22 protein-coding genes and 1 other RNA gene are annotated in these 20230 nt (G+C 68.8%); 17 read left to right on the forward strand and 6 right to left on the reverse strand.

The features are described 5' to 3' along the window. The 13 genes from QE381_RS01870 (at position 1) to smpB (ending at position 10039) form a co-directional block, all read left to right on the forward strand. Positions 1 to 201, forward strand: a complete 201-nt coding sequence (locus QE381_RS01870) for a hypothetical protein (protein ID WP_307214968.1) — start codon at positions 1 to 3, stop codon at positions 199 to 201. Between the two features lie 3 nt (positions 202 to 204). After that, positions 205 to 597, forward strand: a complete 393-nt coding sequence (locus QE381_RS01875; protein ID WP_307214970.1) for a TadE family protein — start codon at positions 205 to 207, stop codon at positions 595 to 597. Beyond that, complete coding sequence (locus QE381_RS01880) at positions 572 to 1054, forward strand: TadE family protein (RefSeq protein WP_307214972.1); 483 nt, start codon at positions 572 to 574, stop codon at positions 1052 to 1054. The genes QE381_RS01875 and QE381_RS01880 overlap by 26 nt, the downstream gene beginning before the upstream one ends. Beyond that, a complete protein-coding gene (locus tag QE381_RS01885) occupies positions 1051 to 1470 on the forward strand; it encodes a pilus assembly protein TadG-related protein (protein WP_307214974.1) in 420 nt (139 codons plus the stop codon). Before QE381_RS01880 ends, QE381_RS01885 begins: the two co-directional genes overlap by 4 nt. Before the next feature lie 114 nt (positions 1471 to 1584). Then, complete coding sequence (locus QE381_RS01890) at positions 1585 to 2187, forward strand: hypothetical protein (protein ID WP_307214976.1); 603 nt, start codon at positions 1585 to 1587, stop codon at positions 2185 to 2187. 76 nt (positions 2188 to 2263) lie between these two features. Then, positions 2264 to 3856: an anchored repeat ABC transporter, substrate-binding protein gene (locus QE381_RS01895; protein ID WP_307214979.1), complete on the forward strand. Its 1593-nt coding sequence runs from the start codon at positions 2264 to 2266 to the stop codon at positions 3854 to 3856. Between the two features lie 189 nt (positions 3857 to 4045). Beyond that, positions 4046 to 4828 (forward strand): choice-of-anchor M domain-containing protein, encoded by a 783-nt coding sequence (locus QE381_RS01900; protein WP_307214980.1) that lies wholly within the window; start codon positions 4046 to 4048, stop codon positions 4826 to 4828. Then, entirely contained in the window at positions 4825 to 5586 is a 762-nt protein-coding gene (locus QE381_RS01905; RefSeq protein ID WP_307214982.1) for an anchored repeat-type ABC transporter ATP-binding subunit, read from the forward strand. Before QE381_RS01900 ends, QE381_RS01905 begins: the two co-directional genes overlap by 4 nt. Further along, positions 5583 to 6449 carry an anchored repeat-type ABC transporter permease subunit gene (locus QE381_RS01910; RefSeq protein WP_307214984.1) on the forward strand — a complete coding sequence of 289 codons (867 nt, stop codon included), beginning with the start codon at positions 5583 to 5585 and terminating at the stop codon, positions 6447 to 6449. The genes QE381_RS01905 and QE381_RS01910 overlap by 4 nt, the downstream gene beginning before the upstream one ends. 30 nt (positions 6450 to 6479) lie before the next feature. Beyond that, positions 6480 to 7592 (forward strand): peptide chain release factor 2, encoded by a 1113-nt coding sequence (prfB, locus tag QE381_RS01915; protein WP_307214986.1) that lies wholly within the window; start codon positions 6480 to 6482, stop codon positions 7590 to 7592. Positions 7593 to 7678: 86 nt separating this feature from the next. Further along, on the forward strand, positions 7679 to 8632 hold the full coding sequence (gene ftsE, locus QE381_RS01920; RefSeq protein ID WP_307214988.1) for a cell division ATP-binding protein FtsE: 954 nt from the start codon (positions 7679 to 7681) through the stop codon (positions 8630 to 8632). Continuing rightward, positions 8629 to 9546, forward strand: a complete 918-nt coding sequence (gene ftsX, locus QE381_RS01925) for a permease-like cell division protein FtsX (RefSeq protein ID WP_307214990.1) — start codon at positions 8629 to 8631, stop codon at positions 9544 to 9546. The genes ftsE and ftsX overlap by 4 nt, the downstream gene beginning before the upstream one ends. A 16-nt stretch (positions 9547 to 9562) precedes the next feature. After that, a complete protein-coding gene (gene smpB, locus QE381_RS01930; protein WP_307214993.1) occupies positions 9563 to 10039 on the forward strand; it encodes an SsrA-binding protein SmpB in 477 nt (158 codons plus the stop codon). Between the two features lie 6 nt (positions 10040 to 10045). Here smpB and QE381_RS01935 read toward each other — a convergent pair whose 3' ends face one another. Both QE381_RS01935 and QE381_RS01940 read right to left on the reverse strand, forming a co-directional pair. Further along, positions 10046 to 11476 carry an MFS transporter gene (locus QE381_RS01935; RefSeq protein WP_307214995.1) on the reverse strand — a complete coding sequence of 477 codons (1431 nt, stop codon included), beginning with the start codon at positions 11474 to 11476 and terminating at the stop codon, positions 10046 to 10048. Then, a complete protein-coding gene (locus QE381_RS01940; protein ID WP_307214997.1) occupies positions 11473 to 12813 on the reverse strand; it encodes a M20/M25/M40 family metallo-hydrolase in 1341 nt (446 codons plus the stop codon). The genes QE381_RS01935 and QE381_RS01940 overlap by 4 nt, the downstream gene beginning before the upstream one ends. 122 nt (positions 12814 to 12935) lie before the next feature. Here QE381_RS01940 and ssrA point away from each other — a divergent pair. Both ssrA and trpS read left to right on the forward strand, forming a co-directional pair. Continuing rightward, positions 12936 to 13305, forward strand: a transfer-messenger RNA (tmRNA) gene (ssrA, locus tag QE381_RS01945). 295 nt (positions 13306 to 13600) lie between these two features. Then, entirely contained in the window at positions 13601 to 14635 is a 1035-nt protein-coding gene (gene trpS, locus QE381_RS01950) for a tryptophan--tRNA ligase (RefSeq protein ID WP_307214999.1), read from the forward strand. 128 nt (positions 14636 to 14763) lie between these two features. Here trpS and QE381_RS01955 read toward each other — a convergent pair whose 3' ends face one another. The 3 genes from QE381_RS01955 to QE381_RS01965 form a co-directional block, all read right to left on the reverse strand. Next, entirely contained in the window at positions 14764 to 15570 is an 807-nt protein-coding gene (locus QE381_RS01955; protein WP_307215001.1) for an isocitrate lyase/phosphoenolpyruvate mutase family protein, read from the reverse strand. 137 nt (positions 15571 to 15707) lie between these two features. Further along, complete coding sequence (locus tag QE381_RS01960; RefSeq protein ID WP_307215003.1) at positions 15708 to 16340, reverse strand: LysE family translocator; 633 nt, start codon at positions 16338 to 16340, stop codon at positions 15708 to 15710. A gap of 165 nt (positions 16341 to 16505) precedes the next feature. Further along, positions 16506 to 16796, reverse strand: a complete 291-nt coding sequence (locus tag QE381_RS01965; protein WP_307215004.1) for a hypothetical protein — start codon at positions 16794 to 16796, stop codon at positions 16506 to 16508. 281 nt (positions 16797 to 17077) lie between these two features. Between QE381_RS01965 and QE381_RS01970 the strand changes: the two genes are divergently transcribed. Together QE381_RS01970 and QE381_RS01975 are read left to right on the forward strand one after the other, a co-directional pair. Then, positions 17078 to 18076, forward strand: coding sequence for an IS481 family transposase (locus QE381_RS01970; RefSeq protein ID WP_307220378.1), 999 nt, complete (start codon positions 17078 to 17080; stop codon positions 18074 to 18076). Positions 18077 to 18122: 46 nt separating this feature from the next. Further along, positions 18123 to 19017 (forward strand): IS5 family transposase gene (locus QE381_RS01975; RefSeq protein ID WP_307215006.1). Its coding sequence is split into 2 segments (ribosomal slippage): positions 18123 to 18473 and positions 18475 to 19017, totalling 894 coding nucleotides; the frame shifts between segments, so codons are not numbered across the junction. On the opposite strand, the gene QE381_RS01980 is transcribed toward QE381_RS01975, so the two are convergent. Continuing rightward, positions 19014 to 20012: an IS481 family transposase gene (locus tag QE381_RS01980; protein WP_307215008.1), complete on the reverse strand. Its 999-nt coding sequence runs from the start codon at positions 20010 to 20012 to the stop codon at positions 19014 to 19016. The two genes, QE381_RS01975 and QE381_RS01980, sit on opposite strands and share 4 nt — an antisense overlap. Positions 20013 to 20230: the final 218 nt, after the last annotated feature.

A 20230-nucleotide genomic window follows, 5' to 3' on the forward strand; every position in this document is an offset into this window, starting at 1 on the left:
ATGACCGTGAGACGAGGACGGATAACGCGGGCCGTCAGGGATGTGTGGGCGCGGTTGATCGGGGACGACCGCGGCGATGTGCCGGGCTGGGTGCTCATCACCCTCATGACCGCCGGGCTCGTCGTGGTCATCTGGGCGCTCGCGGGGCCCGCGCTGTCGGGACTGTTCGAACAGGCGATCTCGCGCGTCGGGGGACTGTGACGGATGTCGCTGCCGGCACCCTGGGAGGACCGCGGTTCGGCGCCCGTCGAGTTCGTCCTCGTCGGGACGCTGCTGACGGTTCTGACGCTCGGGGTCATCCAGCTCGCGCTCGGGGTGTACGTGCGAAACGTGGCGCACGATGCCGCAGTCGAAGGCGCGTATCACGCGGCGCTGGCCGACACCTCGCTCGATGACGGCGCGGATCGCACGCGTGCGGTGATCGAGCGGGCCATCGGCGCCGACTACGCGAACGAGGTACGCGTCGATGAGGAGGAGGTGCGCGGCCACCGGATGGTGGTCGTCACGGTGCGCACGCCCATGCCGGTGATCGGGCTCATCGGCGTCCCCGCAGCCTGGGAGGTGACGGGTCGTGCGCCGGCCGAGTCGCTCGACTGACCTGTCGCGTCCTCGGGAGATCACGGTCACGGACGACGACGGCTCGGCGTCGTTGGAGTTCCTCGTGGCCGGGCTCGTCCTGCTGGTCCCGATCGTCTACCTCGTCGTGACGCTCGGGATGATCCAGCACGCGGCGCTCGGGGTGGAGGCCGCGGCTCGGCACATCGCGAGGGCGGCGAGCCTGGCGGAGGACCCCGAGGACGCGGCGGAACGAGTGCAGGTCGTCCGCGCGGAGATCGCTGCCGAGTACGGCCTGGACGCCGATCGGCTGCAGATCGAGCTGGTGTGCGTCGGGGGCGGGTCGGTCTGCCCCGTCGCCGGCGCGACCGTGCGGGTGACGGCACGCTCGGAGGTCGCGCTGCCGCTCGTGCCGCCCGTGCTGGGGCTCGACGACCTCGCGGCCGTCCCCGTCGAGGCCAGTGCCGTGCAGAAGGTGTCGCGATCGTGGGGACCATGAGACGCGGAGCGTGCGGGACCGACGACGAGGGGAGCATCCTTCCGCTCGTGATCGGCTACGCCCTCGTCGCGCTCACACTCGTGTTCGTGTGCGCCTGTGCGACGAGCCTCTATCTGGCGCAGAAGCGGGTCGACGCTGCGGCGGATGCGGCTGCTCTCGCGGGCGCGGACGGCTTCGCGCTGCGCGTCGACGACGGGACGCCGCGCGCGGTGCTGACGGCGGCAGCGGTGACGGAGCAGGCCGCCGCGGTCGTGGCGGTGGAGGGCGGCATCGCCCTCGTATCCGCCGAGACGCCGGACGGCGTGTCCGCGCGCGTGACGGTCGAGGGCCGCTGGCATCCGCCGCTGGTCTCCGTGTTCGTGCGAGAGGGTGTGCGGCTGACCGCGACCGCGACCAGCCGCACCGCTCTGCGGTGACCGCGGCGACGTTTGACATCCCGCTCTGGTCTGTGACAGGTTGATAGGCAATTGATAACCATTATCAATTAAGCCCTCAGATCCGCCGCGTGTCGGCTAGATGGAGTACTGCTCATGTCCACTCTCACCACGGAACGAAAGATCGGCGGCGCGGTCCTCGCGTTCGTCGCGGCCGTCGCCCTCTCGCTCGGCATGTCCACGCCGGCCTTCGCCGCCACAGGCGCGCAGACCGGCGAATGGGACATCCTCGCCACGAGCCAGTCGCAGTCTCCGCGACTGCAGAGCTACAACCACGAGACCGAGACCTGGGACACGGTCCTCGACCCGTCGGCATCCTTCGCCGTCGGAAGCGGGAAGCGCATCGACGGCGACGACGCGACCGCGTCCTCGCCGGTGCAGGGAGGCGGTGTGCGCTTCGCCAACACCGCCTCGACCGCGAAGACCGCGGTGTTCACGCTCTCGGTGCCCTCGGGCACCGGGCTGCAGATCACGGACCCGGAGACGGGCGCCGTGCTGTACGAGGTCACCGAGTCGGCCTCGTCGCGCACCATCACGATCTCGACCGGCGCGGTGGCCGCGGGCAGCAGCTACCACCGTCACCTCAGCTGGGAGTTCAGCGGCTCCAGCACGGCGGTGAACGTGAACGTGTCCGTGAGCGTCAGCGGCGCGGGAGCGGGAAGCTACACCGCATCGGGAACCTACCGGTTCACGTTCTGATCCCTCGGGGCTGTCGGGGCACTCGCAGCGGGTGCCCCGACAGCCCCGTCCTGTCGGCCCTCTCCCGAAAGCCCTCATGCCCTCGTCCGCCCTGCCTCGTGGTGCCCGGATCGCGGTGATCGTGCCGCTGGTGGCGCTGCTGTTCGCGACCGGCTGCGCCGCCAAGCCGCTGCTGTCGCCCGAGAGCGACCGGTTGCGCGTCGTCACGACGACAGGCCTCCTACGCGATCTCGTGGCACAGGTCGGCGGAGATCGCGTCGACGTCGTCTCGATCGTGCCCGACGGCGCCGATCCGCACACCTACGAGCCCACGCTGCGCGATGCGCGCAATGTCGTCTACGCCGACGTCGCGTTCAGCAACTACGCCCTGCTGGAGGAGCACTCGATCATCAAGACGCTCGACGCGAACCTCCGTTCGGATGCGGTGAACGTGTCGCTCGCGGAGGAATCGATCAAGTACGCGGCCGAGATCATCCCGCTCGTGGAGAACGCGAACCTCGACACCGTCTGGCTGGGCCTGCGTGCGCAGGGGGACGGCGCCGCGCGCTACGGCGCGACCCGCACCTCGGACGTCCTGCTGTCGGCGGTCGCGGCGTCCGGGCCCGGGCAGATCTACGGCTACCTCACCGGCTCGTTCGGCGACACCGACGTGTACTTCGACTCCTCCGACGGGTTCGACGCCGCAAACGGCTATCGCGACGACACCGTGTCGCTCCCCGCGGACGCCCACACCCACCTGTCCTGGGCGTTCACGGCGCCCGGCGTCTACACGCTGACCGTGGCCGCGAGCGTCCAGGTGACGGACAGCGCACGCCCGCAGCGCGTGGGCGAGGCCACCTTCACGTTCGCGGTCGGGGTGAATCCCGCCGATGCGGGGCGCCCGGGCGCCGTCGTGCTCGACCAGGGGCACGCCGACCTCGCCGCCGACCTCGACGCGGGTGCGCTCGAGGTGCGTTACGACCCGGGCGGCGGGGGAGAGCACTCACAGGTGTCCTACGCACCGGAGGACGTCGTGATCTCGGTGCCCCCCAAGGCGTTGTCCGAGGTGCCCGCCGGATCCGCGTTCGGGTTCCTGGGACGCGCCGGCACGCGCGTCTATCAGCTCCCCCAGGCGGTCCTCGGCAAGCACGTGCACGGCGAGATCGATCCGCACCTCTGGCAGGACGCGCGCAACGGCATGGCCTATGCGCAGCTCATCCGCGACACGCTGATCGGCGCCGACCCGGCCGGGGCACGCGTCTACACCGCGAACACGTCCGCATATCTCGGCGTCCTCGAGCAGACGGACGCGTATCTGCACGACACGCTCGGTGCGATCCCGGCATCCGACCGCCATCTGATCACGACGCATGACGCCTTCGGATACCTCGCGCACGCCTATGACCTCGACATCGCGGGCTTCGTGACGCCCAACCCGGCCGCCGAGCCCTCGCTCGCCGACCGGCGGAAGCTCGCCGAGACGATCCGCTCGCTCCACGTGCCGGCCGTGTTCCTCGAGCCGAACCTCGCCGCCCGCTCGTCGACCCTCACCGAGGTCGCCGCGGAACAGGGCGTGCGCGTGTGTCCCATCTACGGCGACACCCTCGACGACCGCGTCGCCTCGTACGTCGCGCTCCTGCGTTTCAACGCCGACAGCATCCGCGCCTGTCTGACCCAGAAAGCCCCGTGACCGTGACCCGACCTCGCACATCCTCTCGTCCTCTCCGCACCCTCGGCGGTGTCCTCCTTGCTGCCGTCGCGCTGGTGCTGGGTCCGGCCGCAGCGTTCGCCGCGGACGATCCGAACCTCGATCAGCAGATCCAGCAGGGCCAAGCCATCGTGCACGGCGAGCGCACCCTCGAGGGCCGGTCACGTCGACATGGGGCCGCGCTTCGTCGACGGTCGATGGACCTTCCTGATCCACGACGACGTCGCGAAGGCGGACGCGTCGGCCACGAGCGTCTGGCGATACCCGGACGAGACCGTGTTCCACGTCGTCGACGCCGGAGAGCTGACGGCCCCCGACGACCCCGCTTATGCCTTCCTCGGCGCGGCGCCGGGGTCGACCGTGTGGGTGTCCCCGCAGACGCAGAACCCGCAGGTGGTGTGGATCGGCTGGAACACGCAGGACCCCGACGTCATGGCACAGATCGACCGTGGCATCACACTGACGCTCCACCGCGTCGAAGGGCCGGGGACCATGACCGTGTTCCTGCAGTCGGGAAGCTTCGGCGAGCCACAGGTGCTGTGGGACTCCCGCACGCAGGACCCCCAGCCGGTGTGGGTGGATGTCAACACGCACACCCACGCGAACTGGGCCTTCACCGCGCCCGGGGTGTACCTCGTCGAGCTCGAGGCCTCCGCCGACCTCATCGACGGCTCGACCGTGAGCGACACGCAGACGATCCGTCTCGCCGTCGGCAGCCGCACCGCTCCGGACGACGCCCTGGCGGCGGCCTGGAGCGGCCCGCGCGCGACCGCGGCGGAGGCGGCTTCGCACGCAGCGGAGTCCTCCGACGCCCAGGACCCGCTCGTTCCCGTGCTCGTGGGCGCGATCGTGGTCGTCGCGGCGGGCCTCGTCGCGGGCGTGGTCGTGGTCGTCGTGCGCGGGAACCGTGCGCGTCGCCGTGCCCTGGCGCGGTCGACGGAGGGGCGCTCGTGAGCGCGGCGCCCGCCGTCGAGATCGTCGACCTCGCGGTCGACCTCGGCGGACGACGTGTGCTCGAGCACGCCGACCTCGTCGTCACGGCGGGCGAGCTCACCGGGCTCGTCGGGCCCAACGGGGCGGGGAAGACCACTCTGCTGCGCGCCGTGCTCGGGCTCCTGCGTCCGGCAGCAGGAACCGTGCGGGTGGCGGGCCGATCGACGCGCCCGGGGCGCGCGCCGATCGGATACGTGCCGCAGCGACACGACTTCGCCTTCGACTTCCCTCTCTCCGTGGCGCACGTCGTCGTCACGGGGATGACCGGCGCACTCGGCCTCCTCCGCCGGCCCCGTGCCGCGGACTGGGAGCGGGTCGCGGAGGCGCTCGACCGCGTCCGCATGGGAGCCTTCGCCGACCGGCCCGTGGGCCAGCTCTCGGGTGGACAGCGGCAACGGGTGCTGGTGGCTCGCGCACTGGTGAGCCAGCCTGCCGTGCTGCTGCTCGACGAGCCCTTCACCGGGCTCGACGTGCCCACCCAGGAGCTGCTCACCGAGCTGTTCCGCGACCTCGCGCACGAAGGACGAGCGGTGCTCATGACGACACACGACCTCGTGGGGGCGGTCGACGGCTGCGATCGGATCGCGATGCTCAACCGCACGGTCATCGCCGTCGGCGAGCCGTCGCAGCTCGCCGCGGACGCGGCGCTGTGGATGCGGGCGTTCGGAGTCGGGCCCGAGTCGGCGCTCTTGCGCGCCGTGGCGGCGGCGGCGCGATGAACCCGCTGGACTTCCTCCTCGACCTCCTCAACCCCGAGCTCGCCTTCCTGCCCAAGGCGCTCGCGGTGGCGGTGATGTCCTCGATCGTCTGCGGCGTCGTCGGCACCTTCGTGGCGCTGCGGGGGATGGCGTTCATCGGGGACGCCGTCGCGCACGCCGTGTTCCCCGGTCTCGCTGTCGCGTTCGTCGTGTCCGGCAACCTCGTGCTCGGCGGCACGGTGGCCGGCATCCTGACCGCCGTGCTCGTCGCCGTGTTCTCGCAGAACCGCCGACTGAAGGAGGACTCCATCATCGGCGTCTTCTTCGTCGCCGCCTTCGCGCTGGGGATCGTCGTGATCTCGCAGGCTCCCGGCTACGCCGGTTCGTTGCAGCAGTTCCTGTTCGGCTCGATCACCGGCATCCCGGACTCTGATGTCCTGGTGGTCGCCGTGACGGGGCTGCTCGTGCTGACCGCGATGTTCCTCTTCCACAAGGAGTTCGTCACGATCAGTCTCGACCGCGAGTCGGCGCGAGCGATGGGCGTGCGCGTGTTCTGGCTCGACCTCGTGCTCTACGTCCTCGTGACACTGGCGGTCGTTATCAGCGTGCAGACGATCGGCAACATCCTCGTCCTCGCGCTGCTGATCACGCCGGCGGCGACCGCCCGGCTCCTGACCGACCGCCTGGGCGTCATGATGACGATCGCCCCGCTCCTCGGCGCGGGGGCGGCGCTGCTCGGCCTCTACGTCTCGTGGTCCTGGGACCTGCCGACCGGCGGCACGATCGTCCTCGTGCTCACCGCCGCGTTCCTGGCGGCGTGGTGCTTCGCGCCCCGCGCGGGGCTTCTGGCCCGGAGACGTCGCCTGCGCACGGCCGCCGCGTGAGGCGCCGTATCCGCGATAGTCTGAATCGCTATGCTCGAACTCGATCTCTCCGCCGACATCCAGGCGCTGCGCGCCACCTTCGCCGACATCCTCGCGGTGGTGGACGTCGACACCCTCCGCGCCGACATCGCTCGGCTGAGCGAGGAGGCCGGCGCCCCCGACCTCTGGGACGACGTCGAGAAGGCGCAGAAGGTCACCAGCGCGCTCAGTCACCGTCAGGCGGAGCTGAAGCGGGTCACGGAGGTGGAGCGACGCCTCGACGACCTCGAGGTGCTCGTCGACCTCGCCAACGAGATGGAGGACGAGGAGTCGGCGGCAGAGGCGCGCTCCGAGCTCGCCGAGCTCACGAAGACGATCGGCGACCTCGAGGTCCAGACCCTCCTCGACGGCGAGTACGACGACCGCGCCGCGGTCGTGACGATCCGCTCCGGCGCGGGCGGGGACGACGCGACGGACTTCGCCGAGATGCTCCTGCGGATGTATCTGCGCTGGGCCGAGCGTCACAAGTACCCGGTCAAGGTCATGGACACCTCCTACGCCGAGGGAGCGGGCATCAAGTCCGCGACGTTCGAGATCGACGCGCCCTATGCCTACGGCACGCTCTCGGTCGAGGCGGGCACCCACCGCCTCGCGCGCATCAGCCCGTTCGGCGGCGCCGACAAGCGGCAGACGAGCTTCGCAGCGGTGGAGGTCATCCCCGTCATGGAGGAGGCTCAGGAGGTCGACGTCCCCGAGAGCGACATCCGGGTCGACGTCTTCCGCTCCTCCGGTCCGGGCGGCCAGTCGGTCAACACCACCGACTCCGCCGTGCGCATCACGCACCTTCCCACCGGCATCGTCGTCTCGATGCAGAACGAGAAGTCGCAGATCCAGAACCGCGCCGCCGCCATGCGCGTGCTGCAGACCCGTCTCATGCTGCTCCAGAAGGAGCAGGAGGCGGCCACCAAGAAGGAGCTCGCCGGGGTCATCACGGCGAGCTGGGGCGACCAGATGCGCTCCTACTTCCTCTACGGTCAGCAGCTCGTCAAAGACCTCCGCACCGGCTACGAGGTCGGCAACCCCGCCCCGGTCTTCGACGGCGACATCGATGGCTTCATCTCGGCCGGCATCCGCTGGCGCAAGCGCAAGGACGACGACGACTGATCGCCGCCGTGTCGGCGGACGATGGATGCGGCGCGCCGCATGTTCTGCGCTGATTCATCGACTCGCACGCTTAGGCTGATCCGGCCATGATCCGGTTCGAGAACGTCACCAAGCGGTATCGCGGCACCTCCAGACCCGCTCTGTCGAACGTGGACTTCGAGGTGCAACGCGGAGAGTTCGTCTTCCTCGTCGGCGCATCGGGCTCGGGCAAGTCTTCCTGCCTGCGTCTGATCCTCCGCGAGGACGTCCCCAGCCAGGGCAGGGTGAGCGTGCTCGGTCGCGATCTTCGTGCCCTGCCCAACCGCAAGGTCCCGTACTTCCGCCGCAACGTCGGCGCCGTGTTCCAGGACTTCCGGCTCCTGCCGACCAAGACGGTGTTCCAGAACGTCGCCTTCACGCTGCAGGTGATCGGGTCGTCGAAGGGCTTCATCCAGCAGGCCGTGCCCGAGGCGCTCGCGCTGGTCGGCTTGGACGGCAAGGAGAAGCGACTGCCCCACGAGCTCTCGGGCGGCGAGCAGCAGCGCGTGGCGATCGCGCGTGCCCTCGTCAACCGGCCCAAGGTGCTGCTTGCGGACGAGCCCACCGGAAACCTCGACCCCGCGACATCCACCGGCATCATGCAGCTGCTCGCGCGGATCAATGCGGGCGGGACGACCGTGCTCATGGCCACCCACGAGGCGGGTTTCGTCGACCAGATGCGCCGCCGCGTGATCGAGCTGCAGAACGGTGAGCTCGTGCGCGACGAGAGCCACGGCGGCTACGGCGACACCTCCGGAATCCCCCGGCTGGGCCCGCAGGCGGAGAAGGGCGCTGCGGCAGCCGCGGCGCTCACCGCGGTGATCGAGCTGCGGCGCGAGATCTCCGAGACGGGTCAGGTCGAGCCGCTCCGTCTCGACGAGGCGGTGGAGGCGAGCCAGCAGGCCGTCGTCGCGGCTCAGGAGCCGCCCGCCGCACCCGCCGATGTCATGGTCGAAGAGCTCGGTCTCGCCGACAAGCTGGGCCTCGACCGGGGCGACGACGAAGTGGGGCCCACGCGATGAGGTTCGGACTCATCCTCGGCGAGGCGCTGAGCGGCCTGCGCCGCAACGCCTCGATGGTCATCTCGGTGGTCCTCGTGACCTTCGTGTCGCTGACGTTCGTCGGCGCCGCCGTGCTCATGCAGATGCAGATCGGCCAGATGAAGGACTTCTGGCAGGGCCGTGCCCAGGTGGCGGTCTACATGTGCACGACCGTCTCCACCGCGTCCACGTGCGATCAGGGCAAGGCGGCCACACAGGACCAGATCGATGCCGTGAAGGCCGAGCTGGAGGGGCCGGCGCTCGCCCCGCTCATCCGTGGCTACACGTTCGAGACCAGCGACCAGGCGTACGAGGACGCGCTCAATCTCCTCGGCTCCGAGTACAAGGGCGTCATCACGCCGGATCAGATCAACGCGACGTTCTCGGTGAACATGGTCGATCCGACCGACTCGGATGTGATCGCCGAGGCGTTCAGCGGCATGAAGGGCGTCGAGCAGGTCCAGAACCAGCTGCAGTACCTCGAGCCGCTGTTCTCCGCGCTCACGATCGCGACCTACATCGCCGTCGGCATCGCCGCGCTGATGCTGATCGCCGCCGTCCTGCTCATCTCCACCACGATCCGGCTGTCGGCGTTCGCACGGCGACGCGAGATCGGCATCATGCGGCTCGTCGGCGCCTCCAACCGTTTCATCCAGACGCCGTTCGTGCTGGAGGGCGTGTTCGCGGCCTTCATCGGCTCGGTGCTCGCGAGCGCGGCGATCTGGGCGGGCGTCCAGTTCGGTATCAACGGCTACCTGCGCGATCGGATCGCCTTCATCACGACCTGGGTCGGGCCGAGCGATCTCCTGGTCGTGATCCCGGTCATGGTCGCGATCGGAATCGTGCTGGCTGCGCTGTCGGCGGGCTTCGCGATCCGCCGTTGGCTCCGCGCCTGACGTAGACTGTTCGGCTATGCCCAGAGAACGCGGAGAGAAGGTCGTCGCGACCAACCGCCGCGCGCGTCACGACTACCTCATCGAGAAGACCTACGAGGCGGGACTCGTCCTCACCGGCACCGAGGTGAAGTCGCTGCGGCAGGGACGCGCGAACCTGACGGACGGATACGCGTACATCGACGGCGGCGAGGCCTATCTCGATGCGGTCCACATCCCGGAGTACTCGCAGGGTCACTGGACCAATCACGCCGCGAAGCGGACGCGCAAGCTTCTGCTGCACCGCGAGGAGATCGTCAAGCTCTCGCACGCCATCTCGGCGGGCGGCTACACGCTCGTGCCGCTCAAGCTGTACTTCTCGGACGGGCGCGCCAAGGTCGAGATCGCGGTCGCGAAGGGAAAGCGCGAGTTCGACAAGCGCCAGACGTTGCGTGAGCGGCAGGACAAGCGCGAAGCCGAGCGCGCCATGCGCACCCGCAACCGGATGGGCGACTGATCCGGCTCAGTCGGTGAAGGCGGTCTTCGGCACGAACAGGAGAAGGACCGCGGCGACCAGCGCGGCGAGTCCGCACACGAGCCACACCGTGACGTAGCCCGAGAACGAGCCGGCCGTCCCCGTCGGCTCTCCCGCGGCGGCGGCCGTCCCCGCGAACAACGCGATCCCGAACGTGCACGAGGCGATGGCTCCGCCGACCGTCTTCACCGAGTTCGTGAGTCCGGTGGCGACGCCGGTCTGCGTCGGCGGCGCGGCGGCTGCAGCGGCGGCGGGAAGCGCGGCGACGAGGGCGCCCGAGCCGAGTCCCACGATGATCATGTTCGTGATCACCTGCGCGTAGGCGGAGTGGAAGGGGAGGAAGAGCAGGAATCCGATCCCGACCATCACGGCGGCGATGAGCAGCGTGACGCGGGGCGTCAGCATCCGTGCACCTCGGGGGAAGAGGAGGGCTCCGACGATCATCGCCACGAGGTAGATCCCGATGATGAGCGAGGTGGCGAACCCGCTCGTGCCGAGGCCGTAACCGTAGACGGCGGGATCCGTGCGCGCGAACGTCGACAGGGGCGCTTGAGCGCCGAGGACGCTGACGCCGAACAGCCCCGCGGTGACGAAGACAGGACCGAGCGCGGGCGAGCGGAACATGCGCACGTCGATGAGCGGGTCCGGCTGCCGCAGCTCCCACCGCGCGAACGGCACGACCAGGATGACCCCGAGCGCGACCACGGCCCAGGCGAGAAGGCTTCCCGGCCCCGAGAGCCGTAGCAGGCTGAGGCCGCCCGTGAAGGCGACGAGGGCGAGCGAGATGAGCACGAGACCCACCGTGTCCAGCCGGCCGCCGACCGGGTCCGGGGACTCGACCACGCCGAAGACGATGACGACGAGGCAGACCACGACGAGAACGGCCGGCACGAGCAGCACGATCGTGAGCGGGAAGAAGCCGATGAGCGCCCCTCCTGCGAGGGCCCCGACGATCGCGCCGGTCTCGAGCGCCGCGACGAGGAGGCCGGCCGCTCGCGCCGTGATGAGCGACGGCGCGCCGGAGCGGCGGGCGCGCGACCAGATGAGGGCGATCTCCAGCGGCAGCCAGACGACGTAGAACCCCTGCAGCGCCCAGGCGGCCAGGAAGAGCGGGAAGAAGGTCGTGAAGGGGAGCACCATCGACGCCACGGCCGTGATCGCCGTGGCGACCACGAGCATGCGCTTGTGACCGACCATGTCGCCGAGCTTGGCCATCGCCGGAACGACGAGGGCCGACAGCATGAGCTGGGTGCCTTCGAGCCAGTTGACGTCGGCGTCGGGGATGCCGAGGGCACGGGCGATGTCGGTGAGGATGGGCGTGTAGTAGCCCTGGATGACGCCGCTCGTGAACTCGACGAACGCGAGGAACCCGATGACCCCGGCGAGGGCGCCGAGCGAGAGCCTGGTCGGCGCGCTCATCCGAGGCTCTGCAGCAGATGGCGGTAGAACAGCTCGCCGCGCTCGAGGGAGTCGATCGAGACGGCCTCGTCGACGCCGTGGATCGTGGCCCGCTGCGCCGCGTTCATGAACAGCGGTGAGAACCGGTACACGGCGGGGGAGTAGCGGTGGTAGAACCGGGAGTCGCTGGCCTGCATCATGATGTACGGCACCGTGGACGCGTCCGGGTACGAGGCGGCGACCGCCTGGCTGATGAGTGCGAACGGGCCGCCGTCGACGGGCGACTCGGGCGACGGATCGCTGCCCTGCACGATGGTGACGTCGATCTCCGGGTCGTCGATGCGTCGCACGACGCGTTCGATGGTGCTCTCGACCGTCTCGCCGAGAGCGATCCGCAGGTTGAGGGTCGCCGAGGCGTGGGCGGGCAGCACGTTGCCCGCGGTGCCGCCGGCGACCATGGTGGCTGCCACCGTGGTGCGCACGAGCGCTGCGGGCTCACCTCCCATCGCTGCGAACACGCGGGCGTTGAGCCACGGCAGCGCGGACAGGATGCGGTAGGCGAGGCGTGCCACTCCGCGGGCCCGGACGGCGAGCGACCCGATCATGCGACTGACCGCCGCCGGGGTTCGGGCGCGGAAGGTGGACGCGTCGAGCCTGTCGACGGCCTGAGCGATGCGGCGGATCGCGGTCATGTCGGGCGGTGCGGAGGCATGTCCGCCGCTGCCGCGCGCCGTCAGCACGAGGGTCAGCACTCCCTTCTCACCCACTCCGACCATCGCCGCGGTGCCCTCGACACCTGGCAGCGGGGCGTCGATGACGGCGCCGCCCTCGTCGAGCACGAGCCACGGCGTGACGCCGCGCTCGTGGAGGGCGCGGGATGTCGCGTCGGCGCCGAGACTGCGCATCTCCTCGTCTGCGCCGAAGGCGAGGTAGACGTCTCGTGCGGGTGTGAAGCCCGCTGCGAGCAGGTTCTCGACGGCCCCCATGACGGTGGCGACCGAGCCCTTGTCATCGAGCGCGCCGCGTCCGTGCACGAGGCCGTCGGCGATGCGTCCTTCGAACGCGGGATAGGTCCAGCCGTCCGCCGTGTCCGCGGGCACGACGTCGTAGTGGCCCATGAGCACGACGGGGTCTGCGTCCGCCCGTCCTCGCCAGCGGTAGAGCAGGCTCAGGTCGGCGTGCCGCTCGAGCTCGAGCGCGGCGTGCGCGAGGGGGTAGAGCTCGGCGAGAAGGGCGATGAACTCCTCGAAGGGCGCCGCGCCGCGCGTTGCGAACTCCGCGGAGACCGTGGGGATGCGGATCATCCGCGACAGACGCTCGGCGATTCCGGGGAGAGCGGTCGGTGCGGGCGAGGGCATGGGCTGAGCCTACTCATCCGGGCCCTTCGCGGCGCGTCCATGTAGAATGAAATGCTGGGATGTCGCGGCATCCCGGTTGGCAACTCCACAGTGTGACAGCGGCTCCTTCGTGAGAAGGCCACGGGGCTGATCGGTTTCGACAGCGCCTGTGAATCCACGAGAAGCGGGCCGAGGATGCAGGGTTATCTCGTAAACGCCCCCTGCGAACCAATAAGTGCCGATGCAAAGCGCACTGACTTCGCCCTCGCTGCCTAAGCGAGCCCGATAGTCCGTCAGACCGTGTGTGATCCCGCCACGGACCCTGGCGTCATCTAGGGATCTTGCTGCGCGGCGGCGTCTGGACGCCGCGCGGGACTCTTCCCAGGCTGGGCCTGTCGACTTAGGTGTCTGTGACAAAGGTCGGGGCCGAGCAGAACGTCTCTACAGACTGCGCCCGGAGAAGGCGTGGTATCTCAGCGCTGGACGGGGGTTCGATTCCCCCCAGCTCCACGATGTCGCTGTCACACTGTCGGAGGGCAGAATGACCGCCCTTCGGGGCGGTCATTCTGCGTTGTCCCCGTGTCTCCGGGGTGCGCACACCGGAAACGCATCGCTGTGCAGGTGGTGTTCGGCCACCGAAGCTTTCGGTAGTGAGTCCCGATGAGGGTAGCGTGAGCGCATGCGTTTCACCGTCTCGTCGTGGTGGTGGCTGCCCGAGCAGCCGTAGCGCACATTCGCGGGCTGCACGGCAGCCCGCGAACCCCGCGGTGACCTCTCTCCGTGCAGCTCCCTCGATCTAGGAGCACACATGGACTCATTCACCGCCACCGCCGCGCGCATGCCCGAACTGCGCGCTGAGATCGCGCGGCACCCCGAACGGTTCCGGGTCCTGACGGGGGAGCGCCCCACGGGCCGGCTTCATCTCGGGCACTACTTCGGCACCATACGGGAACGGGTCCGACTCCAGTCGCTCGGGGTCGAGACGTTCGTCGTCGTGGCCGACTACCAGGTCATCACCGACCGCGACGTGGCGAGAGACATCCGTGAGAATGTCTATGAGGCGGTGCTCGACTATCTCGCGGCAGGTCTCGATCCGCGGTCGACGACGATCTTCACTCACTCGGCAGTGCCTGCTTTGAATCAGCTCGTGCTTCCGTTCCTCAGCCTGGTCACCGAGGCGGAGCTGCATCGCAACCCGACGGTGAAGGCAGAACTGGCGGCATCGGGCCGTGCATTGAGCGGACTGCTGCTGACGTACCCGGTGCACCAAGCCGCGGACATCCTCTTCTGCAAGGGCAATCTCGTCCCGGTCGGCAAGGACAACCTGCCGCACGTGGAGGTCACGCGCACGATCGCCCGTCGGTTCAACGAGCGCTACGGTGCCGTGTTTCCGGAGCCCGTCGGCCTGGTCACCAGCGCCCCCGAGTTGCCTGGGCTCGACGGGCGCAAGATGTCGAAGAGCTACGGCAACGCCATCGCACTCGGTATGACGGCCGACGAGACCGCCGCCGTCATCAGGCGTGCCCGCACCGACTCCGAGCGCACCATCACCTACGACCCCGAGAATCGTCCGGAGGTGGCCGGCTTGCTCGCGACGGCCGCGGTCGTCCTGGGACGCACCCCCGCCGACATCGCAGACGAGATATGCGGCGCCGGGGCCGTCGCGCTCAAACGCCTCACCACCGAAGCCGTCAACGAGTTCCTTTCCGCGCACCGCGCCCGCCGCGCCGCTCTCAGCATCGAGGATGCGGCCGCCGTTCTACGAGCGGGGAACGAGCGAGCGCAGAACATCGCGAACGACACCCTGCACGAGGTCAGGAGCGCAATGGGGATGCTCTACTGACCTCGCCGCGCCTTCTGTCCACGTTGAGCGCTGCGCACAGTCGGTGGTGCCTCGGGTCCTTCTCCTCTCGTTCCGTGGTGGGGTCCCGCTCTCGCGAGTCGTCGTCCGGTGCCGGTGGGTCCGCGTCGCTAGAACAGCGCGTTCAGTTCGGAGTAGTCGATGGCCGGAGCCATGCGGCTGTATGTGCCGGCCCTCAGTAGCTCGGTGGCGGCGCCTCTGGCGACGGCGTATGCGGCTTGGGCGACGCCGGAGCCGAGGCTCACGCGAGCGACACCCACCCGTGCGAGCTCCGCGACGCTCGGCGCGCCGGGTCCGACCATGACGTTGAGCGGACCATCGACGGATTCGACGACCGACTCGATCGTGGCGACGTCGCGAAGCCCGGGCACGAACACGCCATTCGCTCCTGCGTCCAGGTAGCGGCGTGCACGGCCGACGGTCTCCCTCAGGAGATGATCGGGAGCGACGAGGTCAGCGAGGTACACGTCCGTCCGGGCATTGATGAACAGCGGGATCCCGACGCGATCCGCGCCCCGTCGCGCCGCTTTGATTCGATCGACGAGTTCGTCCGGCGCCAGCGCACCGTCCTCGATGTTGATCCCGACGGCGCCGGCTTCGAGCACAGCGTTCACCGTGCGCTCCACTCCGTCTGCATCGTCTGCGTAGCCGGCCTCTATGTCCACTGTGACCGGCACCGAGAGGGCGGCGGTGATCCGTGCGGTCGCTGCGACAGCCTCCTCGCGCAGCAGCGAGTTGCCGTCCGGGCGTCCGAGTGCCCAAGCGATACCAGCGCTGGTCGTCGCGACGGCGTGGGCGCCGGCGCTCTCGACGAGTCGAGCGCTGGCGACGTCCCAGACGTTGGCGAGGAGGAGAGGCTGGTTCTGGTTCGTGTGGAGTGCGTGGAAGGCGGTGGCCCGCGCTGTCGTGTTCGTCATCCGGCTAGTCCAGCCGAGTCCGCCGGCTGGCTCTGGCGGATTTCAGACGAGACGGGAGCGGTGCTGCGCCTGTCCCGACGGCGCGTCATCCACGATCTGCCGGCGATAGCGAGAGCATCTGCCGGCTGAGGTCGGCGTCAGCTCTTGGAGCCGGTGAAAGCGAGGGTGCCGCCGAGCCCGATCATCATCACGCCCCCCGCCCCGGACAGGGTCGAGACGCGCCGCGGCGACCTCGCGAACCACGCGCGAGCAGTGCCCGCCGTGACAGCCCACACGCTGTCGCATGCGAGGGCGAGAAGCTGGAAGGCCAGTCCGAGCAGGAGAAGCTGCGCCCAGACCGCGCCGGCGGCCGGGTCCACGAACTGCGGGAGCACGGCGACGAAGAACGCGATGGTCTTCGGGTTCGTGAGGCCCACGATGAACCCCTGTCGGAGGAGCTTCGCGGCTGACGCGGGCGCCCCCTGGGCGCTTCCCACGTGCGCGTGGCGATGACGGATGGCTTGGACGCCGAGGTAGATCAGGTACAGGGCTCCGACGATCTTGATGACCGTGAAGGCGACGACGGATGCGGCGACGATCGCTCCGAGCCCGAAGGCCACGGCGATCACCGCCGGCACCGTGCCAAGCGCGTTGCCGACCACACTCAGCACGCCGGCGCGTCGTCCGAGCGCGATGGAGCGGCCGATCACGAAGAGCACGCTGGGGCCGGGGATCACGATGATGACGACCGACGCGATCGCGAACGCCATCAGGTTCTCAATCGGGATCACGCCCGAACACTATCGCAATCCGCGTCCGCAGCACGCCGCTCCAGGGCCCCGCGACCGCCGGGTACCGGTCGGTGTCGGAATCGCTGCTCCCGCGCCGTCAAAGGAGAGACAGCGTGAGAGATCGTTGCCGAAGGGCACGTCCCGCGGAGAGCGACGTCCTGCGCTTCACAAACCGCTCAGGTCGAAGCCGAGATCTCGAACTCGCTGCGCGACGATCCGGATATCCGCTTCGGGGGTCGTTCGCCGGACCAAGCCGCCCGATCGTATGGGGATGAGCGCCAGGGCGTGCTCGACACCGTCGGATAGCCACCAGATCATGAATCGCGTGGGGAAGTGTTCGTCGTCTAAACGGATTGCGCGGCTGCGCTGGTCTGCGTGAATCGCCATCCTTCGTTCGACGCTGCCGCGATGCCACGCCCACACCTCGATCGTGTGTTGGCGCACGACGAGTTCCAACGCCGATGATCCCGAGAACAGTCGTTGTCGTCATCAGCACGCCCACCAGAAGAGGTGTCCGATCGCGACCGCCGGACGCGGCAAGCAAGGCACCCAAGGATGCGATGAAGATCACGCCCAGCACAAGACGCTGTCACGCAGAGCACGATCGCGCGCTTCTTCAACGGCTAGGTGTGCTGTCCGGGGACGTTGGTTGAGGTGTGACGCGATAGACGGGTGAGGACCTCCCGGTCGAGAGTGGAGCTGTCTAGTTCCCGCACTCGATGACCAAGGAGGTCCTCGTGACCCACGCTAACGCTGCGCTGACCCCTCGCCAACGCCTCCGCCTGGCCCGCCAAGTCGTCGACGACGGCTGGTCTGTCGCTGCGGCGGCGACCTGCTTCCGAGTGTCATGGCGCACCGCGGACCGATGGGCTCGTCGTTACGTGGAGATGGGCGAGGCGGGGATGCTGGACCGTTCGTCACGGCCGCATCACAGCCCGAACAAGACCCCGCGAAGATTGGTCCGCAAAGTCGTGCACCTGCGGTGGAAGAAGCGGCTGGGACCAGTCGGTATCGGCGCTCAGCTCGGCATGCCCGCCTCGACCGTTCACGCGGTCCTCGCCCGGTGCCGGATCAATCGACTCAGCCATGTCGACGTCCGCACCGGTGAGCCCGCCCGCCGCTATGAGCACGAGCATCCCGGCTCGATGATCCATGTCGACGTCAAGAAGCTCGGCAACATCCCCGACGGCGGCGGCTGGCGCTACGTCGGACGTCTCCAGGGAGAGCGGAACAAGGCCATCACCGCGAAGAGGACCGGCAAACGCGGGATCGCCGGCGACATGATCACCGGCACGGCGTTCGTTCATACCGTCATCGACGATCACTCCCGTGTCGCTTACGCCGAGATCCACGAGGACGAAACCGCCGCCACCGCCATCGCTGTTCTGCGTCGTGCGGTCGGCTGGTTCGCCGGCCGTGGCGTCACCGTCGAACGGGTGCTCTCCGACAACGGCTCCGCTTACCGCTCACACGCCTGGCGCGACGCCTGCGCCGAGCTCAGCATCCGACCGCAACGGACCCGGCCCTACCGTCCGCAGACGAACGGAAAGATCGAACGCTTCCACCGCACCCTCGCCGACGGCTGGGCATACGCACGGCACTACAACTCCGAATCAGCCCGCCGCAACGCACTCCCGGCCTGGCTGCACTCCTACAATCACCACAGGCCCCACACCGCCATCGGCGGCCAACCACCCATCAGCAGATTGACCAACCTGCCTGAACAGCACAGCTAGGGCGTGTTTGACAAAGGTTGGCGGCTTGGGCTGGGAGTCTCGGCGGGTGTCGCGGTTTCGGTTGCTCTCGGATGGTCAGTGGTCGTTGATCGAGGGGATGTTGCCTCGTCCTACGGGGCGGCCGGGTCGGAAGTTTTCTGATGCTCGGACGGTGGTGGAGGGGATCGTGTATCGGTATCGGACGGGGATCGCGTGGCGTGATCTGCCGGAGGTGTTCGGGCCGTGGCAGACGGTATGGACCTGGCATCGTCGGATGGCGTTCGATGGGACGTGGGATCGGGTGGCGGCGAAGATCACGGCGGCGGCGGATGCTGCGGGGATGGTCGACTGGTCGTTGTCGGTGGATTCCACGATCGCGCGTGCGCATCAGCATGTGACGAACACGACCCGCCTCACAGGGGGCTGGATCGAACTACAAGGATCTGACGCTCGAGTCGCCTGATCATGGCATCGGTCGCTCCCGAGGCGGTTTGTCGACGAAGATTCATCAGCTCGTCGATGGCAACGGACTCCCACTGGTCACGCTGATCACCCCGGGCCAGGCCGGGGACTCGCCGATGTTCCTGCCGCTGATGGCGCAGTTGCGCGTCGCCCGCGCCACCGGATGTCCGCGGACACGGCCGGACGCGGTCCGAGCCGACAAGGCGTACTCGTCTCGCGCGATCCGCGGGCATTTGCGCGACCGGCGGATCAAGGCCGTGATCCCCGAACCTGACGATCAGAAGGGACACCGCAAGCGACGCGGATCGCGAGGCGGACGCCCGGTCGCACTCGACGCCGCCGACTACAAGAACCGAAACGTGATCGAGCGCGGCTACTGCCGAATCAAGCAGTGGCGGGGACTCGCGACCCGCTACGACAAGCACGCCGTGATCTACCGCGCCGCCGTCGTCCTCAACGCCGTCATCGCATGGACCAAGACATTGTCAGACACGCCCTAGCTGTGATGTCCGGGCAGGTTGTTCGCGATTCTGCTGATGGGTGGGGCTCCGAGTGCGGAGTGGCGCCTGTGGTGATTGTAGAAGTGCAACCAGCCCGGGAGTGCTTCGCGGCGTGCGGCCTCTGAGGGGTAGAGCCTCGCGTAGGCCCAGCCATCGGCAAGAGTGCGGTGGAAGCGTTCGATCTTCCCGTTGGTTTGTGGCCGGTAGGGGCGGGTTTTCTTCGCGGTGATCCCGAGCTCTGCGCAGGCGTCGCGCCAGGCATAGGACTTGTAGGCCGAACCGTTGTCGGAGAGGACGCGCTCGACAATGACACCTCGGTCGGCGAACCAGGTCACCGCGCGGTGCAGGACGCCGATCGCGGTCTGGGCTCTCTCGTCAGAGCAGATCTCCGCATAGGCGACGCGGGAGTGGTCGTCGATGACGGTGTGGACGAACGCGGTGCCCAATCGTGGCTCGTAGCGGTCGTTCCTGCTCTTCATGCGGGTGGCGGTAGCCTCGCGGTTGCGCTCGCCCTGGACGCGGCCGACGAAGCGCCAACCGCCACCGTCAGGGATGTTGCCGAACTTCGTGACATCGACGTGGATCAGCGATCCAGGATGGTCGTGCTCGTAACGTCGGATCGGCTCTCCCGTGACCCGATCGATTGCGGAGAGCCGGTTGATGTGGCAGCGCACCAAGACCGCGTGGACAGTCGAGGCGGGCAAACCGAGCTCACCGGCGATCTGCACCGGCCCCAGTCGGCGCCGCCATCTTGCCTTCACGATCCGCTTGACCACTGGTAACGGCGTCTTCGTCGGCATCGAACGTGGACGGCTCGACCTGTCGGTCATCCCTCCCGCGCCCTCAGTGCGGAATCTCGCCGCCCATTTGCGGGCAGTGACGGGCGAGACCATGAACATCTTCGCCGCGACCGATGGGGGCCAACCGCCCTCCACGATCAGGCGCGCCAACCGGAGTCGAGCGCGCGGGGTCAGAGCAGCGTGAGCGTGGGACACGAGGGCCTCCTGGTTCGTGAAGCGGTTCCTTGAACAGCTCCACTTCACAACCGGAGGTCCTCGCCCCTCAGCTCTTCACGACCGTGTCACCGAAACAACGTCCCTGGACATCACACCTAGCCGCCTCGGGCTCTCGCGTCCGGTCGTCCCCTGCCGGACATCGTGTACAGAGTACCGAGCCGAAGGGGCGGGGCTGGTGTGTGGCGTGGCCATCGGCG

This window comes from Microbacterium sp. SORGH_AS_0888 (assembly GCF_030818905.1).
Lineage (GTDB): Bacteria > Actinomycetota > Actinomycetes > Actinomycetales > Microbacteriaceae > Microbacterium.